General features: G+C 63.4%; 16 protein-coding genes. 9 read left to right on the top strand and 7 right to left on the bottom strand.

Features of this window, described 5'->3' with window-relative positions; translation table 11 throughout:
- Nucleotides 1-46: 46 nt before the first annotated feature.
- A complete protein-coding gene (qcrB, locus tag QRN54_RS18110) occupies nt 47-1,651 on the top strand; it encodes a cytochrome bc1 complex cytochrome b subunit (RefSeq protein ID WP_007730057.1) in 1,605 nt (534 codons plus the stop codon).
- A gap of 150 nt (nt 1,652-1,801) precedes the next feature.
- Here qcrB and QRN54_RS18105 read toward each other — a convergent pair whose 3' ends face one another.
- On the bottom strand, nt 1,802-2,098 hold the full coding sequence (locus QRN54_RS18105; protein WP_285182730.1) for an antibiotic biosynthesis monooxygenase family protein: 297 nt from the start codon (nt 2,096-2,098) through the stop codon (nt 1,802-1,804).
- Nucleotides 2,099-2,164: 66 nt separating this feature from the next.
- On the opposite strand from QRN54_RS18105, the gene QRN54_RS18100 reads away from it, so the two are divergent.
- Entirely contained in the window at nt 2,165-2,554 is a 390-nt protein-coding gene (locus tag QRN54_RS18100; protein ID WP_030537047.1) for a DUF3224 domain-containing protein, read from the top strand.
- A 109-nt stretch (nt 2,555-2,663) separates the two neighbouring features.
- Here QRN54_RS18100 and QRN54_RS18095 read toward each other — a convergent pair whose 3' ends face one another.
- Both QRN54_RS18095 and ctaC read right to left on the bottom strand, forming a co-directional pair.
- Nucleotides 2,664-3,080 carry a cytochrome c oxidase subunit 4 gene (locus tag QRN54_RS18095; protein WP_003941723.1) on the bottom strand — a complete coding sequence of 139 codons (417 nt, stop codon included), beginning with the start codon at nt 3,078-3,080 and terminating at the stop codon, nt 2,664-2,666.
- A 39-nt stretch (nt 3,081-3,119) separates the two neighbouring features.
- Nucleotides 3,120-4,184 (bottom strand): aa3-type cytochrome oxidase subunit II, encoded by a 1,065-nt coding sequence (gene ctaC, locus QRN54_RS18090; RefSeq protein ID WP_030537048.1) that lies wholly within the window; start codon nt 4,182-4,184, stop codon nt 3,120-3,122.
- A 319-nt stretch (nt 4,185-4,503) separates the two neighbouring features.
- Here ctaC and asnB point away from each other — a divergent pair, with 319 nt between their 5' ends.
- On the top strand, nt 4,504-6,429 hold the full coding sequence (gene asnB, locus QRN54_RS18085) for an asparagine synthase (glutamine-hydrolyzing) (protein WP_003941790.1): 1,926 nt from the start codon (nt 4,504-4,506) through the stop codon (nt 6,427-6,429).
- 63 nt (nt 6,430-6,492) lie between these two features.
- Here the strand turns inward: asnB and QRN54_RS18080 are convergent, their stop codons facing one another.
- From QRN54_RS18080 to QRN54_RS18070, 3 genes are all read right to left on the bottom strand, one after another.
- Nucleotides 6,493-7,470 (bottom strand): carbohydrate kinase family protein, encoded by a 978-nt coding sequence (locus QRN54_RS18080; RefSeq protein WP_003941700.1) that lies wholly within the window; start codon nt 7,468-7,470, stop codon nt 6,493-6,495.
- A 196-nt stretch (nt 7,471-7,666) separates the two neighbouring features.
- Nucleotides 7,667-8,017, bottom strand: coding sequence for a HesB/IscA family protein (locus QRN54_RS18075; protein WP_007730053.1), 351 nt, complete (start codon nt 8,015-8,017; stop codon nt 7,667-7,669).
- Nucleotides 8,018-8,167: 150 nt separating this feature from the next.
- Nucleotides 8,168-9,235, bottom strand: coding sequence for a glycerate kinase family protein (locus QRN54_RS18070; RefSeq protein ID WP_285182729.1), 1,068 nt, complete (start codon nt 9,233-9,235; stop codon nt 8,168-8,170).
- A 134-nt stretch (nt 9,236-9,369) separates the two neighbouring features.
- Here QRN54_RS18070 and QRN54_RS18065 point away from each other — a divergent pair, with 134 nt between their 5' ends.
- The 6 genes from QRN54_RS18065 to QRN54_RS18040 all read left to right on the top strand — a co-directional run bounded on the left by QRN54_RS18065 (nt 9,370) and on the right by QRN54_RS18040 (nt 14,484).
- On the top strand, nt 9,370-10,026 hold the full coding sequence (locus QRN54_RS18065) for a DUF3043 domain-containing protein (protein ID WP_007730051.1): 657 nt from the start codon (nt 9,370-9,372) through the stop codon (nt 10,024-10,026).
- Nucleotides 10,027-10,028: 2 nt separating this feature from the next.
- Nucleotides 10,029-10,616: a bifunctional adenosylcobinamide kinase/adenosylcobinamide-phosphate guanylyltransferase gene (cobU, locus tag QRN54_RS18060; RefSeq protein ID WP_285182728.1), complete on the top strand. Its 588-nt coding sequence runs from the start codon at nt 10,029-10,031 to the stop codon at nt 10,614-10,616.
- A gap of 23 nt (nt 10,617-10,639) precedes the next feature.
- Nucleotides 10,640-11,785, top strand: a complete 1,146-nt coding sequence (gene cobT, locus QRN54_RS18055) for a nicotinate-nucleotide--dimethylbenzimidazole phosphoribosyltransferase (protein ID WP_054187294.1) — start codon at nt 10,640-10,642, stop codon at nt 11,783-11,785.
- A gap of 2 nt (nt 11,786-11,787) precedes the next feature.
- Complete coding sequence (locus tag QRN54_RS18050) at nt 11,788-12,555, top strand: adenosylcobinamide-GDP ribazoletransferase (protein WP_080961137.1); 768 nt, start codon at nt 11,788-11,790, stop codon at nt 12,553-12,555.
- A 9-nt stretch (nt 12,556-12,564) separates the two neighbouring features.
- Nucleotides 12,565-13,539, top strand: a complete 975-nt coding sequence (locus tag QRN54_RS18045) for a GlxA family transcriptional regulator (protein ID WP_019748916.1) — start codon at nt 12,565-12,567, stop codon at nt 13,537-13,539.
- A gap of 123 nt (nt 13,540-13,662) precedes the next feature.
- Nucleotides 13,663-14,484 (top strand): dienelactone hydrolase family protein, encoded by an 822-nt coding sequence (locus QRN54_RS18040; protein WP_285182727.1) that lies wholly within the window; start codon nt 13,663-13,665, stop codon nt 14,482-14,484.
- On the opposite strand, the gene QRN54_RS18035 is transcribed toward QRN54_RS18040, so the two are convergent.
- Complete coding sequence (locus QRN54_RS18035; RefSeq protein WP_003941766.1) at nt 14,478-15,581, bottom strand: branched-chain amino acid aminotransferase; 1,104 nt, start codon at nt 15,579-15,581, stop codon at nt 14,478-14,480. The genes QRN54_RS18040 and QRN54_RS18035 overlap by 7 nt on opposite strands.
- Nucleotides 15,582-15,598: the final 17 nt, after the last annotated feature.

Genomic DNA, 15,598 nt, shown 5'->3' with positions numbered 1-15,598 from the left:
CAAACCGTCCAAGATCAGCGCGGCAGCGGCTGGACAAGCGGAGGCTATGGACTCCCGCTACCACCTCGCCGCAGGCATGCGCCGGCAGATCAACAAGGTCTTCCCGACGCACTGGTCCTTCATGCTCGGCGAGATCGCGCTCTACAGCTTCGTGATCCTGCTGATCTCCGGTGTGTTCCTGACGCTGTTCTTCGATCCGTCGATGGCACACGTCGTCTACCAGGGCGCATACCAGCCGCTTCGTGGTGTCACGATGTCTCGCGCCTACGAGACGACCCTGAACATCTCCTTCGAGGTGCGCGGCGGTCTCTTCGTTCGCCAGATTCACCACTGGGCTGCACTGATGTTCGCGGCGTCGATCATCGTTCACCTCGCTCGCATCTTCTTCACCGGCGCCTTCCGTCGCCCGCGTGAAGCGAACTGGGTCATCGGCTGCCTGCTGCTCATCCTGGCGATGTTCGAAGGCTTCTTCGGTTACACCATCCCCGACGACCTGCTCTCGGGCACCGGCCTCCGCGCCGCCTTCGGTGGTATCACGATGAGTATCCCGATCGTCGGTACCTGGATGCACTGGCTGATCTTCGACGGCGACTTCCCCGGCGACCTCATCATCCCGCGTCTCTACGTCGCTCACGTGCTGCTGTTCCCGGGCATCATCCTGGCTCTGATCGCCGGCCACCTCGCGTTGGTCTGGTACCAGAAGCACACGCAGTTCCCCGGCCCCGGCCGTACGGAACAGAACGTCGTCGGCGTCCGCATCCTCCCGGTCTTCGCGATGAAGGGTGGCGCGTTCTTCGCCATGACCTTCGGCGTGCTCGCACTGCTCGGTGGTCTGTTCCAGATCAACCCCGTGTGGAACATCGGTCCGTACAACCCGTCACAGGTCTCGGCAGGTTCCCAGCCCGATATCTACATGATGTGGACGGACGGCCTTGCTCGACTGTGGCCGGCGTGGGAGATCTACCTGTTCAACCGGTACACGATCCCTGCAGTGTTCGCCGTCGCCCTGATCATGGGGCTCGTCTTCGCACTGTTGATCGCGTACCCGTGGATCGAGAAGCGTCTCACCGGAGACGACGCTCACCACAACATCCTGCAGCGCCCGCGCGACGTGCCGGTCCGTACCGCTATCGGTGCGATGTCCATCGCGTTCTACCTGGTGCTCACGATCTCCTGCATCAACGACATCATCGCGTACCACCTGCACATCTCGCTGAACGCAATGACGTGGATCGGCCGTATCGGCATGGTCATCCTTCCGCCCATCGCGTACTTCGTGACGTACCGGTTCTGCATCGGCCTGCAGCGCAGTGACCGTGCAGTCCTCGAACACGGCATCGAGACCGGCATCATCAAGCGGATGCCGAACGGCCAGTACATCGAGATCCACCAGCCGCTCGGCCCCGTCGACGAGCACGGACACCCGATCCCGCTCGAGTACCAGGGTGCTGCTGTCCCGAAGAAGATGAACAAGCTCGGCCTCGCCGGCAAGCCCGGTAGCGGTAGCCTGATCACCGCTGACCCAGTCGAGGAGAGCGAGGCTCTCGAAGCCGCTCATCACGAAGCTGAGCACGAGCAGCTTCAGATCCTTCTGGACTACCAGAACCGAACCAACGGCAAGTCCGATGGTTCCAGTGGAGAACTCCACTAAGAACGTCAGCTGACCAGTGAGGCCCCGAACCGGATTCCGGTTCGGGGCCTCACTCGTTCTCTGAGCGATTCAGTATGGACAACCTCCAAGTGGGGCACCGCTCCCCCGGTTCGTCGTCTGAGCGTCGACAACAGCAGGCACTACGCTTTGCTAGACCTCGAGCACATTCGAATAGTGCTCCACCGTCGGGAACGGCTCGTAGAAGTGATGGAGAAGTTCTCGCCACTTCTCGTATCCCGTGGACTGACGGAACCCGATGGTGTGTGACTCCACGTCTTCCCACTCGACCAGCAGGAGATATCGCTCCGGTGATTCCAGGCAGTGCGAGAGCCGCAGCCTGATGAATCCGGGAACCTCGGAGATGATGGTTCGGGCCACGTCGAATGCGGCCTCGAAACGCGCTGACTGCGACGGATCGACCTGCAGGACGGCATGTTCGAGAATCATCTACGGAGTGTTGCACGTTCTCGGGAGTCCCCTCGAGGCGTTGTCGCCTGGTGAGATACTCGGACCATGACATCCCATGCACGCGGCACCTTCGAGATCGATCTTCGCCCCGCCGATCCTGAGCTCTCCGGACGCGTCGGACGCTTCGAGTTCGACAAGACGTTCATCGGCGGCGTCGAAGGCACGTCGTCCGGACTGATGCTGTCCGCGGGCGATCCGACAGCCGGTGCAGCGGGCTACGTCGCTTTGGAGTTTGTCACGGGGCAGGTCGACGAAGCTGTGGGATCGTTCGCCCTGCAGCAGTTCGGTCAGATGATCGACGGAACGCAGAAGCTTCTGTACGAGATCGTGCCGGGGTCCGGAACCGGCGAGTTGAAGGGCATCGCAGGCACTCTCGAGCTGGAGGTCGTCGACGGTCTGCACCGCTACGACCTCGAATACTCGCTCCACGATTGACAGAGAGCGGTTGTTGACAGGCACCCTCCTACCACCGAAACGTACATAAACGACAACAGAGGCGCCGTACCCGGGTGGGTGCGGCGCCTCTGTTCGAGTGCGGGTGAAACTAGTGCTTCTCAGGTCCGGTGTAGTACTCGAACACCAGGCCTGCGGCTGCGGCGAGCACACAGACAACTGCGACTGCGATGAGCCACGGCTGGAAGTACGCCAGCGACACTGCCGCGAGTGCAGCAGCAGCGGCAAGCAGGATCGGCCAGAAGCTACCCGGGCTGAAGAAGCCCAGTTCTCCTGCACCATCCGAGATTTCAGCGTCGTCGTAGTCCTCGGGACGGGTGTCCAGACGACGGGCGACGAAGCGGAAGTAGGTACCCACGATGAGCGTCAGACCTGCAGACAGGACGATGGCCGTCAGTCCGGCCCACTCGATACCTGTGCGTGACAGAGCGGTGAACACTCCGTAGATGATCGCGACGAGAATGAAGAACATCGTCAGGATCTCGAAGAGCTTGGCTTCGATCTTCATATCAGCACTTGTCCTTGTTCAGTGAAGAGGCTGGCCGGCTCAGTTGCCTGCAGTGGCGACGGTTGCCTGACGGTACTCGCGGTCGGTGTTGAACGGCGTGGTCGACGTAGCCACCGGCGACTGACCGATTGCCTGCAGAGCCTCAGCGGTCGTCAGACCACCCTTGCCCTCCGCGTCACCCTTGCGCAGTTCGATGTACTTGGCGAAGTCCTCGGGCGAAACCGCACGAACCTCGAAGTTCATCATCGCGTGGAACGTGCCACACATTTCTGCACAACGCCCGACGAACGCGCCTTCCTTCTCGATCTCACTGATCTGGAAGATGTTGTCCGAGTGGTTCTCCTTGGGGTTCGGGAGAACGTCGCGCTTGAACAGGAACTCAGGCACCCAGAAAGCGTGGATGACGTCCGAGGAAGCAAGTTCGAACTGGATCCGCTTGCCGGTGGGCAGAACGAGGATCGGGATCTCCTGGCTGGAGCCGACGGTCTCGATCTTGTCGTAGTGCAGGTAGCTCAGGTCCTCGGTGCTGTTGCCGTGGATCGGGCCGGGGACTTCTTCCCCGTGTTCGTTCACGGTGGAACCCTCGGTCTTTGCAGCCTCTTCGGCCTCGACGTCGATTCCGTTGTACTTGGCGGAGCCGTCACCGAACTCGATGGAGCGGTAGCCGAACTTCCAGTTCCACTGGAAGGCCGTGACGTCTACGACGACGTCAGGATTGTCCGTCTTGTCCAGAACATGGTTCTGAACGATGACGGTGAAGTAGAAGAGAACCGCGATGATGACGAAGGGAACTGCCGTGTAACCGAGTTCGAGCGGCACGTTGTATGCCGTCTGACGCGGGAATTCCGGCGAGTCCTTCTTCTTGCGGTGGAAGATGACGGCCCAGAAGACCAGCCCCCACACCAGCACACCCATGACGAGGGCGGCTACAACCGACCACGTCCACAGCTCACGCATGCGCGTCGCCTCCGGGGTGATGCCCGAAGGCCACCCGAAACGAAGCACTTCGTTGTCGATGGAGCAACCCGACAGCAGCAAGGCAGCAATGCCCAGAGATACTGCCAGCCCCGCTCGCCGAAGGATCCGACCTTGCGCCACGTTCACGCCTTCCTGATCGCCACAAAATTCAACTAGGGCATGCCCGGAGGGAAGGCCCAATTACTACGCAGCGTAGACCAAAGCCGGGCGCTATCCATCCTCGGGTCCTCGCCCGTGTCGCGGCGGACGTCACACAGCTCTCTCAGGTGCTGCTCAGGAACGGCTCAGGTCGTTTCGGCGACGCACATCACGTCGATTCGTTCCGCTGCGATCGGCAGGGACGTCGATCTGCGGCATACTTTCGTCAAGAGTTCGTTGACCTCTCCCCGACACTCGTGTCCGGGAGCCTTCTGTACAAAAATTCTGAATCGAGGAACCGGACGCTGTGTGTGGACTGCTCGGGCTACTGACATCTGGCGGAACCAGCGAGGACGCCGTCTCGCGGGTCGACCAGGCGATGCATTGCCTTCGTCACCGCGGGCCGGACGAACACGGGACGTGGAACGACGATCACCTCGTCTTCGGGTTCAACCGCCTGGCGATCATCGACATCGCTCATTCCCACCAGCCGCTGCGTTGGGGCCCACCGGAGAACCCGGAGCGTTATGCGCTCACGTTCAACGGCGAGATCTACAACTACTTGGAGATCCGCGCCGAACTGGTCAAGGACCACGACGCCAAGTTCTTCACCGAGGGCGACTCCGAGGCCATCGTCGCTGCATTCCACTACTGGGGTGAGGACGCGGTCCGGCGCCTGCGCGGAATGTTCGCGTTCGCGATCTGGGACACCGACACACGCGAGCTGTTCATCGCGCGCGATCCGTTCGGGATCAAGCCGCTGTTCATCGCGACCGGCGCCGGCGGCACCGCGTTCGGCAGCGAGAAGAAGAGCCTGCTCGAACTCACCGATCTGATCGGCATCGGTACCGAGCTGGATCCGCGTGCCATCGAGCACTACACCGTTCTGCAGTACGTACCGGAGCCGGAAACACTGCACAAGCAGATCCGACGCCTGGAGTCGGGCAGCTTCGCCCGGGTGCGTCCGGGCGAGGAGCCCACGTTCACGCGGTATTTCACGCCGAAGTTCCCGGCCAAGCCTTTTGCACCTGGCACCGAGAAGGCGCGCTACCAGGAAATCGCCGAGGCACTCGAGGATTCGGTCGCCAAGCACATGCGCGCCGACGTCACCGTCGGTTCGTTCTTGTCCGGTGGTATCGACTCCACGGCGATCGCGGCGCTGGCGATGCGCCACAACCCCAACCTGATCACCTTCACGACCGGTTTCGAACGTGAGGGCTATTCCGAGGTCGACGTCGCTGCAGAATCTGCCGCAGCGATCGGCGCGAAGCACGTCGTCAAGGTGGTCTCCCCCGCCGAGTTCGCCGCTGCCATTCCCGAGATCGTCTGGTACCTCGACGACCCGGTAGCCGATCCGGCATTGATTCCGCTGTGGTTCATCGCGAAGGAAGCGCGCAAGCACGTCAAGGTCGTGCTGTCCGGCGAGGGTGCCGACGAGCTGTTCGGCGGCTACACGATCTACCGTGAGCCGTTGTCGCTCAAGCCTTTCGAGTACCTCCCCAAGGGACTGCGTCGGGCTGCCGGCAAGTTGTCCGAACGCATCCCGGACGGCACTCGCGGCAAGAGTCTGCTCAACCGCGGTTCCTTGACGCTCGAGGAGCGCTACTACGGAAATGCTCGTAGCTTCAACGACGCTCAGCTCCGCGCCGTCCTGCGCGATTTCCGCCCCGAGTGGACTCACCAGGACGTCACTGCGCCGATCTACGCGCAGTCACGGGACTGGGATCCGGTTGCGCGGATGCAGCATCTCGACCTGTTCACCTGGCTGCGCGGCGACATCCTCGTCAAGGCAGACAAGATGACGATGGCCAACTCGCTGGAACTGCGTGTGCCGTTCCTCGATCCCGAGGTCTTCGACGTCGCGTCACGCGTACCGCTCGATCAGAAGATCACGAAGGACACGACCAAGTACGCACTGCGCCAGGCCCTGGAAGGCATTGTGCCGCACCATGTTCTGCACCGCGCGAAGCTCGGATTCCCGGTTCCCCTGCGCCACTGGCTGCGCGGCACCGAACTCTTCGACTGGGCACATCTGCAGATCGAAGAGTCGGGAACCGACCACATCTTCGACAAGCAGGCCGTCGTGAAGATGCTCAACGATCACCGCGAGGGCGTGTCCGACCACAGCCGACGCCTGTGGACCGTCCTGACCTTCATGGTCTGGCACGGAATCTTCGTGGAGAAGCGCATCGTGCCGCAGATCCAGGAACCGGTGTACCCGGTCAATATCTAGGCCTTCGGCCCCGTGAGCGGTTAGGGAGTCTCCGAACTCCTCAACCACTCACGGGGCGGAGCCCTACTTCGGCAGGATCGTCGCGATCTCGTCCGCTGCCGCGCTGCCGTATGCGTCGGTAAGGCGCTTGAGTGCCTCGTCGCGATTGAACACCCACTCCTGCGTTCCCACGGTCTCGAGAATCAACACAGCGACCAAAGATCCCAACTGTGCAGCACGCTCGAAGCTCAGACCGGCGCCGTGTGCGAGCAGGAACCCGGCGCGGAAGCCGTCACCAACGCCCGTCGGATCCACCTTGCCGGTCTCGGGCACTACGTCGACGCGCACCCAATTGCCTTCGGCGTCAACAATTTCCACACCCTTGGAGCCGAGGGTGGTGACACGGATGCCGACCTGCGCGCGGATCTCTTCCTCGCTCAGACCAGTCTTCTGCTGAAGAAGACCCCACTCGTACTCGTTGGTGAACAAGTACTTCGCGCCGTGAATGAGCGCCTTGGCCTCGTCACCGGACAGGCGGGCAAGCTGCTGCGACGGATCCGCTGCGAACGGAATCCCGAGCAGACGGCATTCGTCGGTATGGCGAACCATGGCCTCGGGGTCGTTGGCGCCGATCAGCACCAACTCGACTGCGCCTGCAGTCTTGGCCACTGCCGCGAGTTCGATCTCGCGAGCCTCGCTCATCGCACCGGGGTAGAACGACGCGATCTGCGCCATGTCCTCGTCGGTGGTGCACACGAAACGCGCCGTATGTGCCTTGTCCGAGATACGGACCGCGCTGCAGTCGACGCCGTTGTCCTCGAGCCACGTGCGGTACTCGGCGAAGTCGGCACCGACTGCGCCGACGAGTAGCGGGGACCCACCGAGCACGCCCATGGCGTAAGCGATGTTGCCGCCGACACCACCGCGGCGAATCACGAGATCGTCGACCAGGAAACTCAGCGAAACGTGGGCGAGCTGATCGGCGAGGAGCTGATCGGCGAAGCGGCCGGGGAAGCGCATCAAGTGGTCGGTGGCGATGGAACCGGTTACCGCAATAGTCACGGATCGTGGCCTTTCAGCGAAGTGAGTACAAGAATGAAAGAGGAGCAAAAGTTCACGTTACCGCCCGTAGCGCCGTCATCGGCGTCCGAGCTGTCGGATCGGAACGGTCTACGTACGAGTCACCACAAACAACTGACGCGAAACCGAATGTCGGTTCCGCGTCAGTTGTTCGTGAATTGAGTTGTGATCGACAGACTCAGTTGAACGAGTCACCGCAGGCGCAGGAGCCTGTTGCATTGGGGTTGTCGATCGAGAAGCCCTGCTGCTCGATGGTGTCGAGGAAGTCGATGGACGCACCTTCGACGTACGGCGCGCTCATCCGGTCGACAACCAGATTGACGCCGTTGAAGTCGACAGTGAGGTCACCGTCGAGCGTGCGGTCGTCGAAGAACAGCTGGTACTTCAGTCCGGCACAGCCGCCGGGCTGCACTGCAATACGCAGCGCGAGGTCGTCGCGACCCTCCTGATCGAAGAGTGCCTTCGCCTTGGCGGACGCGGCCTCGGTCATCTTGACGCCGTGGGTGGCGGTCTCGTTCTGCACAGTCATGGGCTCTCCCTAATGTTCGTACCAACCCGTGAACGCTTCAACGGTACGCCGCTGCCGACTTATTCCCGCCAGTCCTTTACCGGGTGCGATTCGTCTTCATCCTATCCGGTCTTCCCGACACGGCAACGGCGCGTCGACGCTTGTGGATCCTCAGCTCCGGACGCCGCGCCAGATGTTCCACTCGCGTGCCGTGTGTTCGGCGAGTCCCTCGAGACACGCCGACGCTTCCTCCATCGCACGTTCCACCGACCCGGCGAAATCCGTCACCGACTTCGCCGCGACTATCGAGGTCGACGCATAGTCCGCCTCGTCGAGCGTCACCTGGCCGGCAAAGACGAGCGTCGGAACGCCGTGCGCTGCCCCCGCCGAAGCGAGCGTTGTGACGAGTTTGCCGCGCAGAGATTGGTGGTCGAACTTGCCTTCGCCTGTGATCACCAGGTCAGCGGAAGCCAGTAGCGCGGCCTGTCCGGTGCGATCCGCGACGACGTCGGCCCCGGATCGCCGCTGTGCACCGAGCGCAAAGAGCGCGGCACCGATACCACCCGCGGCGCCGGCACCCGGAAAATTCGACACTCGTTTTCCGGTGACGGACTCCAACTGTTCGGCCCATCTCGCGTTGCTCGCTTCGAGGACTGCGACGGCTTCGGCGTCGGCGCCCTTTTGCGGGCCGAACACCGCTGCCGCACCGTGCTCGCCGAGAAGTACGTGTTCGACGTCGGTGGCGGCGAACAACTGAGTGCCTGCCGTAGCCGCCGCTGCAACCTCCAGGCCGCCCAGCGCCTCCACCAGTCCACGTCCCCCGTCGGTGCAGCAACTCCCACCGAGTCCGACGACAACCGTCTTCACGCCTGCCTCGAGCGCGACAGCGATCAGCTCTCCCACACCGAGACTGTGCGCGGCGAGCGCAGTGTCCCGCGTCGGCGGACCTCCGAGCAGGCCGAGCCCGACGGCCTCGGCGGACTCGATGTACGCCGTGTCCGAATCGAACAGCCACGTGGCGTCGACGGCGGCGGTCAAAGGCCCGGACACCCGTGCAGTCCGGATGTCGCCCCCAGCCGTGGCCAAGACGTCGACGAAACCCGGCCCACCGTCGGATTGTGGCGCGGTGACAACGTCGTCTTCGGGTCGGCCACGTCGCCAACCGGCAGAAATGGACTCAGCCGCCTCGACGGCCGTCAACGTCTCACCAAACGAATCTGGAGCAACTATTACCCGCATAGCCGAAGTCTAAGAGTCCCGAATGACCCCGATGTTTCACGATCTCGCGCGTTTCAGTGCCTCGGGCGATCGGGTTTTTCAGAAAGACCGAGGTCGGTTTCCCAGACCGTGCACTTATCCAATAGCCTGGAGGTGTGAAATTGCTACGCCGCGGTGACTCAGACAACTCCGACAAACGTGACGTCGAGGGCACTGAGGCATCCTCGGCCTCCGAAGAGGCGCCCATCGAGCAGGTGGGCAAGGGCCGCCCCACACCCAAGCGTCGTGACGCCGAGGCGAAGAGGCGTGGCCCCGTTGCCCCTGCCCCGCTGACCGCGAAGGAAGCCCGCGCCCGCCGCAAGGCGACCCGCGGCTCCAAGGAGGACCGCAAGGCCGAAGCCGCCGAGCGTCGCGCATCGTCGGCAGACCGCCGCGCCCGCATGCTCGCCGGCGAGGACAAGTACCTGCTCCCCCGCGACAAGGGACCGGTTCGCGCCTACGTCCGTGACTTCATCGACGCTCGCCGCAACCTCGTCGGGCTGTTCATGCCGCTCGCGTTGATCCTCATCATGACCATGTTCGTCACGCCCGCGCTCCAGCAGATCGTCACACTGGCAATGCTCGTGATGATGCTCTTCATGGTCGGTGAAGGCATCTGGCTCGGTCGCATGATCAACAACCGCGTCGCCGAGCGCTTCCCCGACAGCACCGACGGCGGATTCAAGCTCGGCTGGTACGCGTTCGTTCGCGCGTCGCAGATCCGTAAGCTGCGCGCACCGAAGCCTCGTGTGGGGCCGGGCGACGCAATCTGAGCGTGACGAACACGTATAGAACCTTGGTCCTCGGCGGCGCGCGGTCTGGTAAGTCCGCGCACGCCGAGGATTTGGTTTGTGCAGGCTACTTACCCGAAAGTTCGGCACCGGTCCGGTACCTGGCGACAGCCAGACGTGATGTCTCCGACGCAGACTGGGAGAGCCGGATCGACCAGCACCGCAACAGACGGCCCTCCCATTGGTCGACGGTCGAAACCGCAGATGCCGGCGATCTCGCGGCGCAGCTCGAAAGCGATTCACACACAGCGACGTTGGTCGACGATCTGGGAACGTGGCTGACCACGGAACTCGATCGGCAAGGCGCCTGGGACGCTCCGCGCGGCACCGTCACTCCCGCTGCGGACAGCCTGGTCGCCAGTGTCGAGAACTATCGCGGACACCTGGTGCTGGTCAGCCCCGAAGTGGGTTTGGCCGTCATCCCCGAGACGCGGTCCGGACGATTGTTCCGCGACGAGATCGGCACTCTCAACGCTCGTATCGCGGCGGTGTGCGATCGTGTCGTACTAGTGGTTGCAGGGTTACCGCTCATCTTGAAAGATACTGCTGCACAACCGGAAGGCACGATGTGAGTACCGAGGCCAATCCAGGGGCCATTTCAGGGGCGAATCCAGATGCCAACCCTGACGTCGCGCCAGTCAGTAGCGCCGACTTCGAACCCGTCACCCCGCCCGACCGCGAGGTGCGAGCGCAGGCCGATGCGCGTCAGCGTGATCTGACCAAGCCGGCCGGTTCGCTGGGCCGACTGGAGGCTCTCGCCGGCTGGGCATCAGCCTGCCAAGGAGTTTGTCCCCCACATGCTTTCGCTCGGCCTCGCGTCGTCGTGTTCGCGGGTGATCACGGAATCGCCCGCAACGGGGTCTCCGCCTATCCGCCGGAAGTGACCGCACAGATGGTCGCCAACTTCCTCGGGGGCGGCGCGGCGGTCAACGTCCTCGCCGAGGTTGCCGGCGCCACGGTACGCGTCGTCGACATCGCAGTGGACGGCGATACCGATCCGTCCGTCTCGAACCACAAGGTACGCAGGTCTTCCGGGTCCATCGACCGCGAAGACGCCATGTCGAACGAGGAAACCCTTCAGGCCATCGCCGCCGGCCGAGCGATCGCGGACGAGGAAATCGACGGGGGCGCAGATCTTCTCATCGCCGGCGACATGGGCATCGGCAATACGACGCCCGCAACCGTACTCATCGCCGCACTCACGGACAGTGAACCCGTCGCGGTCGTGGGTCGAGGTACCGGTATCGACGACGCCGGATGGATCCGCAAGACCGCAGCGATTCGCGACGCTCTCCGGCGTGCCCGTCCGCACGTTCGCGACACAGTCGCGCTGCTGCGCACGTCTTCGGGTGCCGACCTCGCCGCGATGGCCGGCTTTCTGGCCCAGGCAGCTTCGCGTCGCACGCCGGTGATCCTCGACGGCGTAGTGGTCACCGCAGCCGCCATGGTTGCCGACGAACTGGCTTTCGGCGCACGTGAATGGTGGGTCGCCGGACACCGCTCCACCGAACCCGCCCACACCATCGCATTGACCCGCATGGGTCTCGACCCGATCGTCGAGTTCGACATGCGTCTCGGTGAAGGTTCAGGTGCAGTCACAGCTCTCCCGATTCTTCAGGGCGCAGTGGCGATCCTGAGCAAGATGGCGACATTCTCCGAAGCCGGTGTCAGCACTCAGGGCAGCGCACCTGCCGACGAACCGGAGTCGATCGACCTGACCAAGACCGATACGGCGGAGTGAGCGTGGCGGGCCCGCTGTCCGGAGTGCCGCTGGCCTTCTCGTGGCTGACGGTCCTTCCGGTTCGTGGTCCCTCCGACATCGATCGAACTGCCGGCCGTCGCGCCATCGCGGCAGCTCCGCTCACCGGGATCGCTCTCGGCATTGCCGCGACGTTTCTGCTCTGGGGCACAACCAGTATCGGCCTGAATCCCTATCTCGCAGGCTTGCTGACGGTAGGTGCGCTCGCTCTCGGGACACGCGGGATGCACGTGGACGGACTGGCAGACTCCGTCGACGGACTGGGTTGTTACGGTCCACCGGAGCGCGCCCGCGAGGTCATGCACAGCGGCGGTGCCGGACCGTTCGGGGTCGCGGCACTGTTCATCTTCCTTGGGCTGCAATCGGTCTCCTTCGGCGTCCTCGCTGTTGCCGACTCCCCCACGCAGTGGATCGCCGTTCTCGTATCTGTCGCGGCGGGTCGTGTGGCCGTCGTTTTTGCCTGCCGCCGAGGTATTCTCGCGTCGAGCCCGAGCGGATTCGGTGCGCTCGTCGCCGATTCACAACCGCTGTGGGCCGCAATCGTGTGGTCGGTTCCGCTGATCGCCGCTTCCGGCTTTGCCACCGACCGGTGGTGGCTCGGCCCTCTCGTGACCGCGTCGGCGCTGGTGATCAGTGTGCTGTGCGTGCGTCACTGCGTCCGTAGATTCGGCGGACTCAACGGAGACGTTCTCGGATTCGCACTCGAACTCACTGTGACGCTTACGGCCGTCGGCCTCACTCTCGGACTGTGATCCGACGTCGTGCGAGTAGGTGTCCTTGCGTACGAAGGTTGCCTCGCGGCCGAGATCTTCGTTTTCACCGACCTTCTCCTGATCGCCAATCGCGTCGCTGATGGAGCGCCCGCCGACCCCTTCGAGGTATCGGTCATCGCAGCGTCCGGCACGCCCGTCGTTGCGGCAGGTGGATTTTCGCTCGGCGTGCAGGAGGGGCATCACGACATCGATCACCTGGTTGTGCCGGGGTTCGAACTCGTGCCGTCCGAAGACCCTGCGACGCGTTTGTCGCTGTGGGACAGAGAAATCGAGTTCATCCGTGCGTGCGAGGCGCGCGGCGTTCGGGTGTCGTCGGTCTGCGTCGGCGCGTATCTGCTGGGCGAGGCGGGACTGCTCGACGGACGCCGATGTACGACGTCGTGGCTGTACGGTGCGGACCTCGCGAGTCGTTACCCCGGTGCGACGGTTCGAACCGACTCGTTGATCGTCCAGGACGACGGCGTCACCACCACTGCTGCGTTCACCGCCGCGCTCGACCTCGCAACAGCACTCGTGCGCGAGCATCTCGGCGACAAGATTGCGCGTACGACCGCAAGAATTACGCTGGCGCCCGAAAACCGAACCAGTCAAGCTCCGTACATCCTGGACTCGATGCTGCCCGCCAAACACACACAGTTTGCCGACGACGTCGGAAGGTGGCTGGTCGAACGGATGGCGGAACCTTACGACTTGGATCTGCTGTCGAGTGCTTTTCACCTCAGCACCCGAACCATGCTTCGGAAGTTCAAGGACGAGACCGGGGAATCGCCGCGCAGTTATCTGCAGCGTGCACGGATCCGAAAAGCGAAACGGTTGTTGGAATCGACCGACTGGCCTCTCGGAAAGATTCTGGGGCACATCGGCTATCAGGATCCTGGAACCTTCCGTCGCCTGTTCACCGACCGCGTCGGCATCAGCCCGGCCGACTACCGAAAGCGATTCCGCAACGGCGGCGCCGGATAGGTGCGAGGCGAGCCCGCCCGAAAACATGGCGAACCGCCCTCTTCTGTAGTCGATCCCGCGCCGAAAGACTGTGCAGAGGAATTGTTTCGACTACTGAGAGGGCTCACCGTGCCGAACCGGAGCATGACCGAAGACGATCCGCTCGAAGACTTCGACCGTCGAACGATCACCATCGACGCAGTGGCGAAGTCCGTGTACGTGGCCGGCACCGGTCCCGCAGTAATCGTCATGCCGGAGATGCCGGGCATCAGCCCGCATGTAGCGCGATTCGCCCGCTGGGTGCGCGACGCCGGTTTCACTGTCTTCGTTCCGTCACTGTTCGGCCGCGACGGCGCGGTCCCCACAGTGAACGAGGGGCTGACGGTGTTCAAGAGAGCCTGCGTCAGTGCAGAATTCCGCACCCTCGCTGCCAACGAACCGAGTCCGGCGGTCCGTTGGCTGCGTTCACTCGCCGCTTCCGCCCATGAGGAGAGCGGCGGACCTGGCGTCGGCGTGATCGGAATGTGCTTCACCGGTAACTTCGCGTTGTCGATGATGCTCGAACCCTCGGTCATCGCGCCGGTTCTCGCCCAACCGTCGTTACCGCTCGATCGACCGGACGAAACCGACAGCGGGCCCGAAGAACTCGAAGCCGTGCGCTCGAGACTCGAGGCCGAAGACCTCACGGTGCTTGCATACCGCTTTCGAGGTGACTCGTTCTGCCGCGCACAACGATTCGCCGCCTATTCGAAGGCCTTGGGCGAGCGCTTCGTCGGGAAGGTACTACCCGACGAAGCGGCCAACGCGACAACGTCGCCGTTCTTCGAACACGTCATTGCCAATCCACACAGCGTGGTGACGGCTCATCTCGTCGACGAGGCGGGATCGCCCACCACCGTCGCACGAGACGAGATTCTGCAGTTCTTCCGGGAGCGATTGCTCGCGGAACGAACCAGCGATCAGTGAAGTTTCGTCATCCAGCCGTGGGTGTCGGCGAAGGTTCCGCGCTGGATACCCGTGAGGGTGTCGCGCAGTGCCATCGTCACCTCACCCGGCTCGCCGTCGGCGATGGTGAACTCGCCCTCGGCGGACTTGACGCGTCCGACGGGGGTGATGACTGCTGCTGTGCCGCAAGCGAAGACCTCGGTGATTTCACCGCTCTTGCACTTGGTGCGCCATTCGTCGGTGCTGATCTTGCGCTCCTCGACGGCGAAACCGGAATCGGCGGCAAGGGCGAGCAACGAGTTGCGCGTGATGCCTGGCAACAACGAACCGGACAGCGACGGCGTCACGAGGCGAGCGTCGGGGCCCGAGCCGAAGACGAAGAACAGGTTCATTCCACCCATTTCCTCGACGTACGTGCGCTCGATGGCGTCGAGCCAGACCACCTGGTCGCAACCCTCGTCGGCGGCTTGCGCCTGGGCGAGGAGTGAAGCGGCGTAGTTGCCGGCGAACTTGGCCGCGCCGGTACCACCGGGGGCCGCGCGAACGTATTCGGTGGACAGCCACACACTGACCGGCTTGACGCCGCGCGGGAAGTACGCACCGGCAGGCGAGGCGATCAGCAGGTAGCGGTACTCGTCGGCGGGACGGACACCGAGTCCGGCTTCGGTGGAGAACATGAACGGACGGAGGTAGAGCGCGTCCTCGCCACCGGCTGCGGGAACCCAGTCGAGATCGACGTCGATCAGTTCGGTGATGGAATCGATGAACATCTGCGACGGGAGCTCCGGCATGGCCAGACGGCGCGCAGATGCCGCGAAACGCTCGGCGTTGGCCTCGACGCGGAACGAACTGATCTCGCCACCCGGCTGACGGTATGCCTTGAGGCCCTCGAAGATGGCCTGTCCGTAGTGCAAAACCATTGCGGCCGGATCGAGCTCGATGTTTCCGTACGGCAACACCTGGGCGTCGTGCCAGCCCTTGCCCGCGGTGTAGTCGATCGAGACCATGTGGTCGGTGAAGTGCCGCCCGAAGCCGGGCGCCGCCAAAATGTCACGGCGCTCGGCGTCGGACTTCGGGGACGAGCTCTGAACACGAACGAAATCGGCGGCACCTGTCATGGGCGCAATCCTATCGA

The organism is Rhodococcus sp. MEB032 (assembly GCF_030208925.1).
Lineage (GTDB): Bacteria > Actinomycetota > Actinomycetes > Mycobacteriales > Mycobacteriaceae > Rhodococcus_F > Rhodococcus_F qingshengii.
This window is presented reverse-complemented; position numbering and strand designations above follow the sequence as displayed.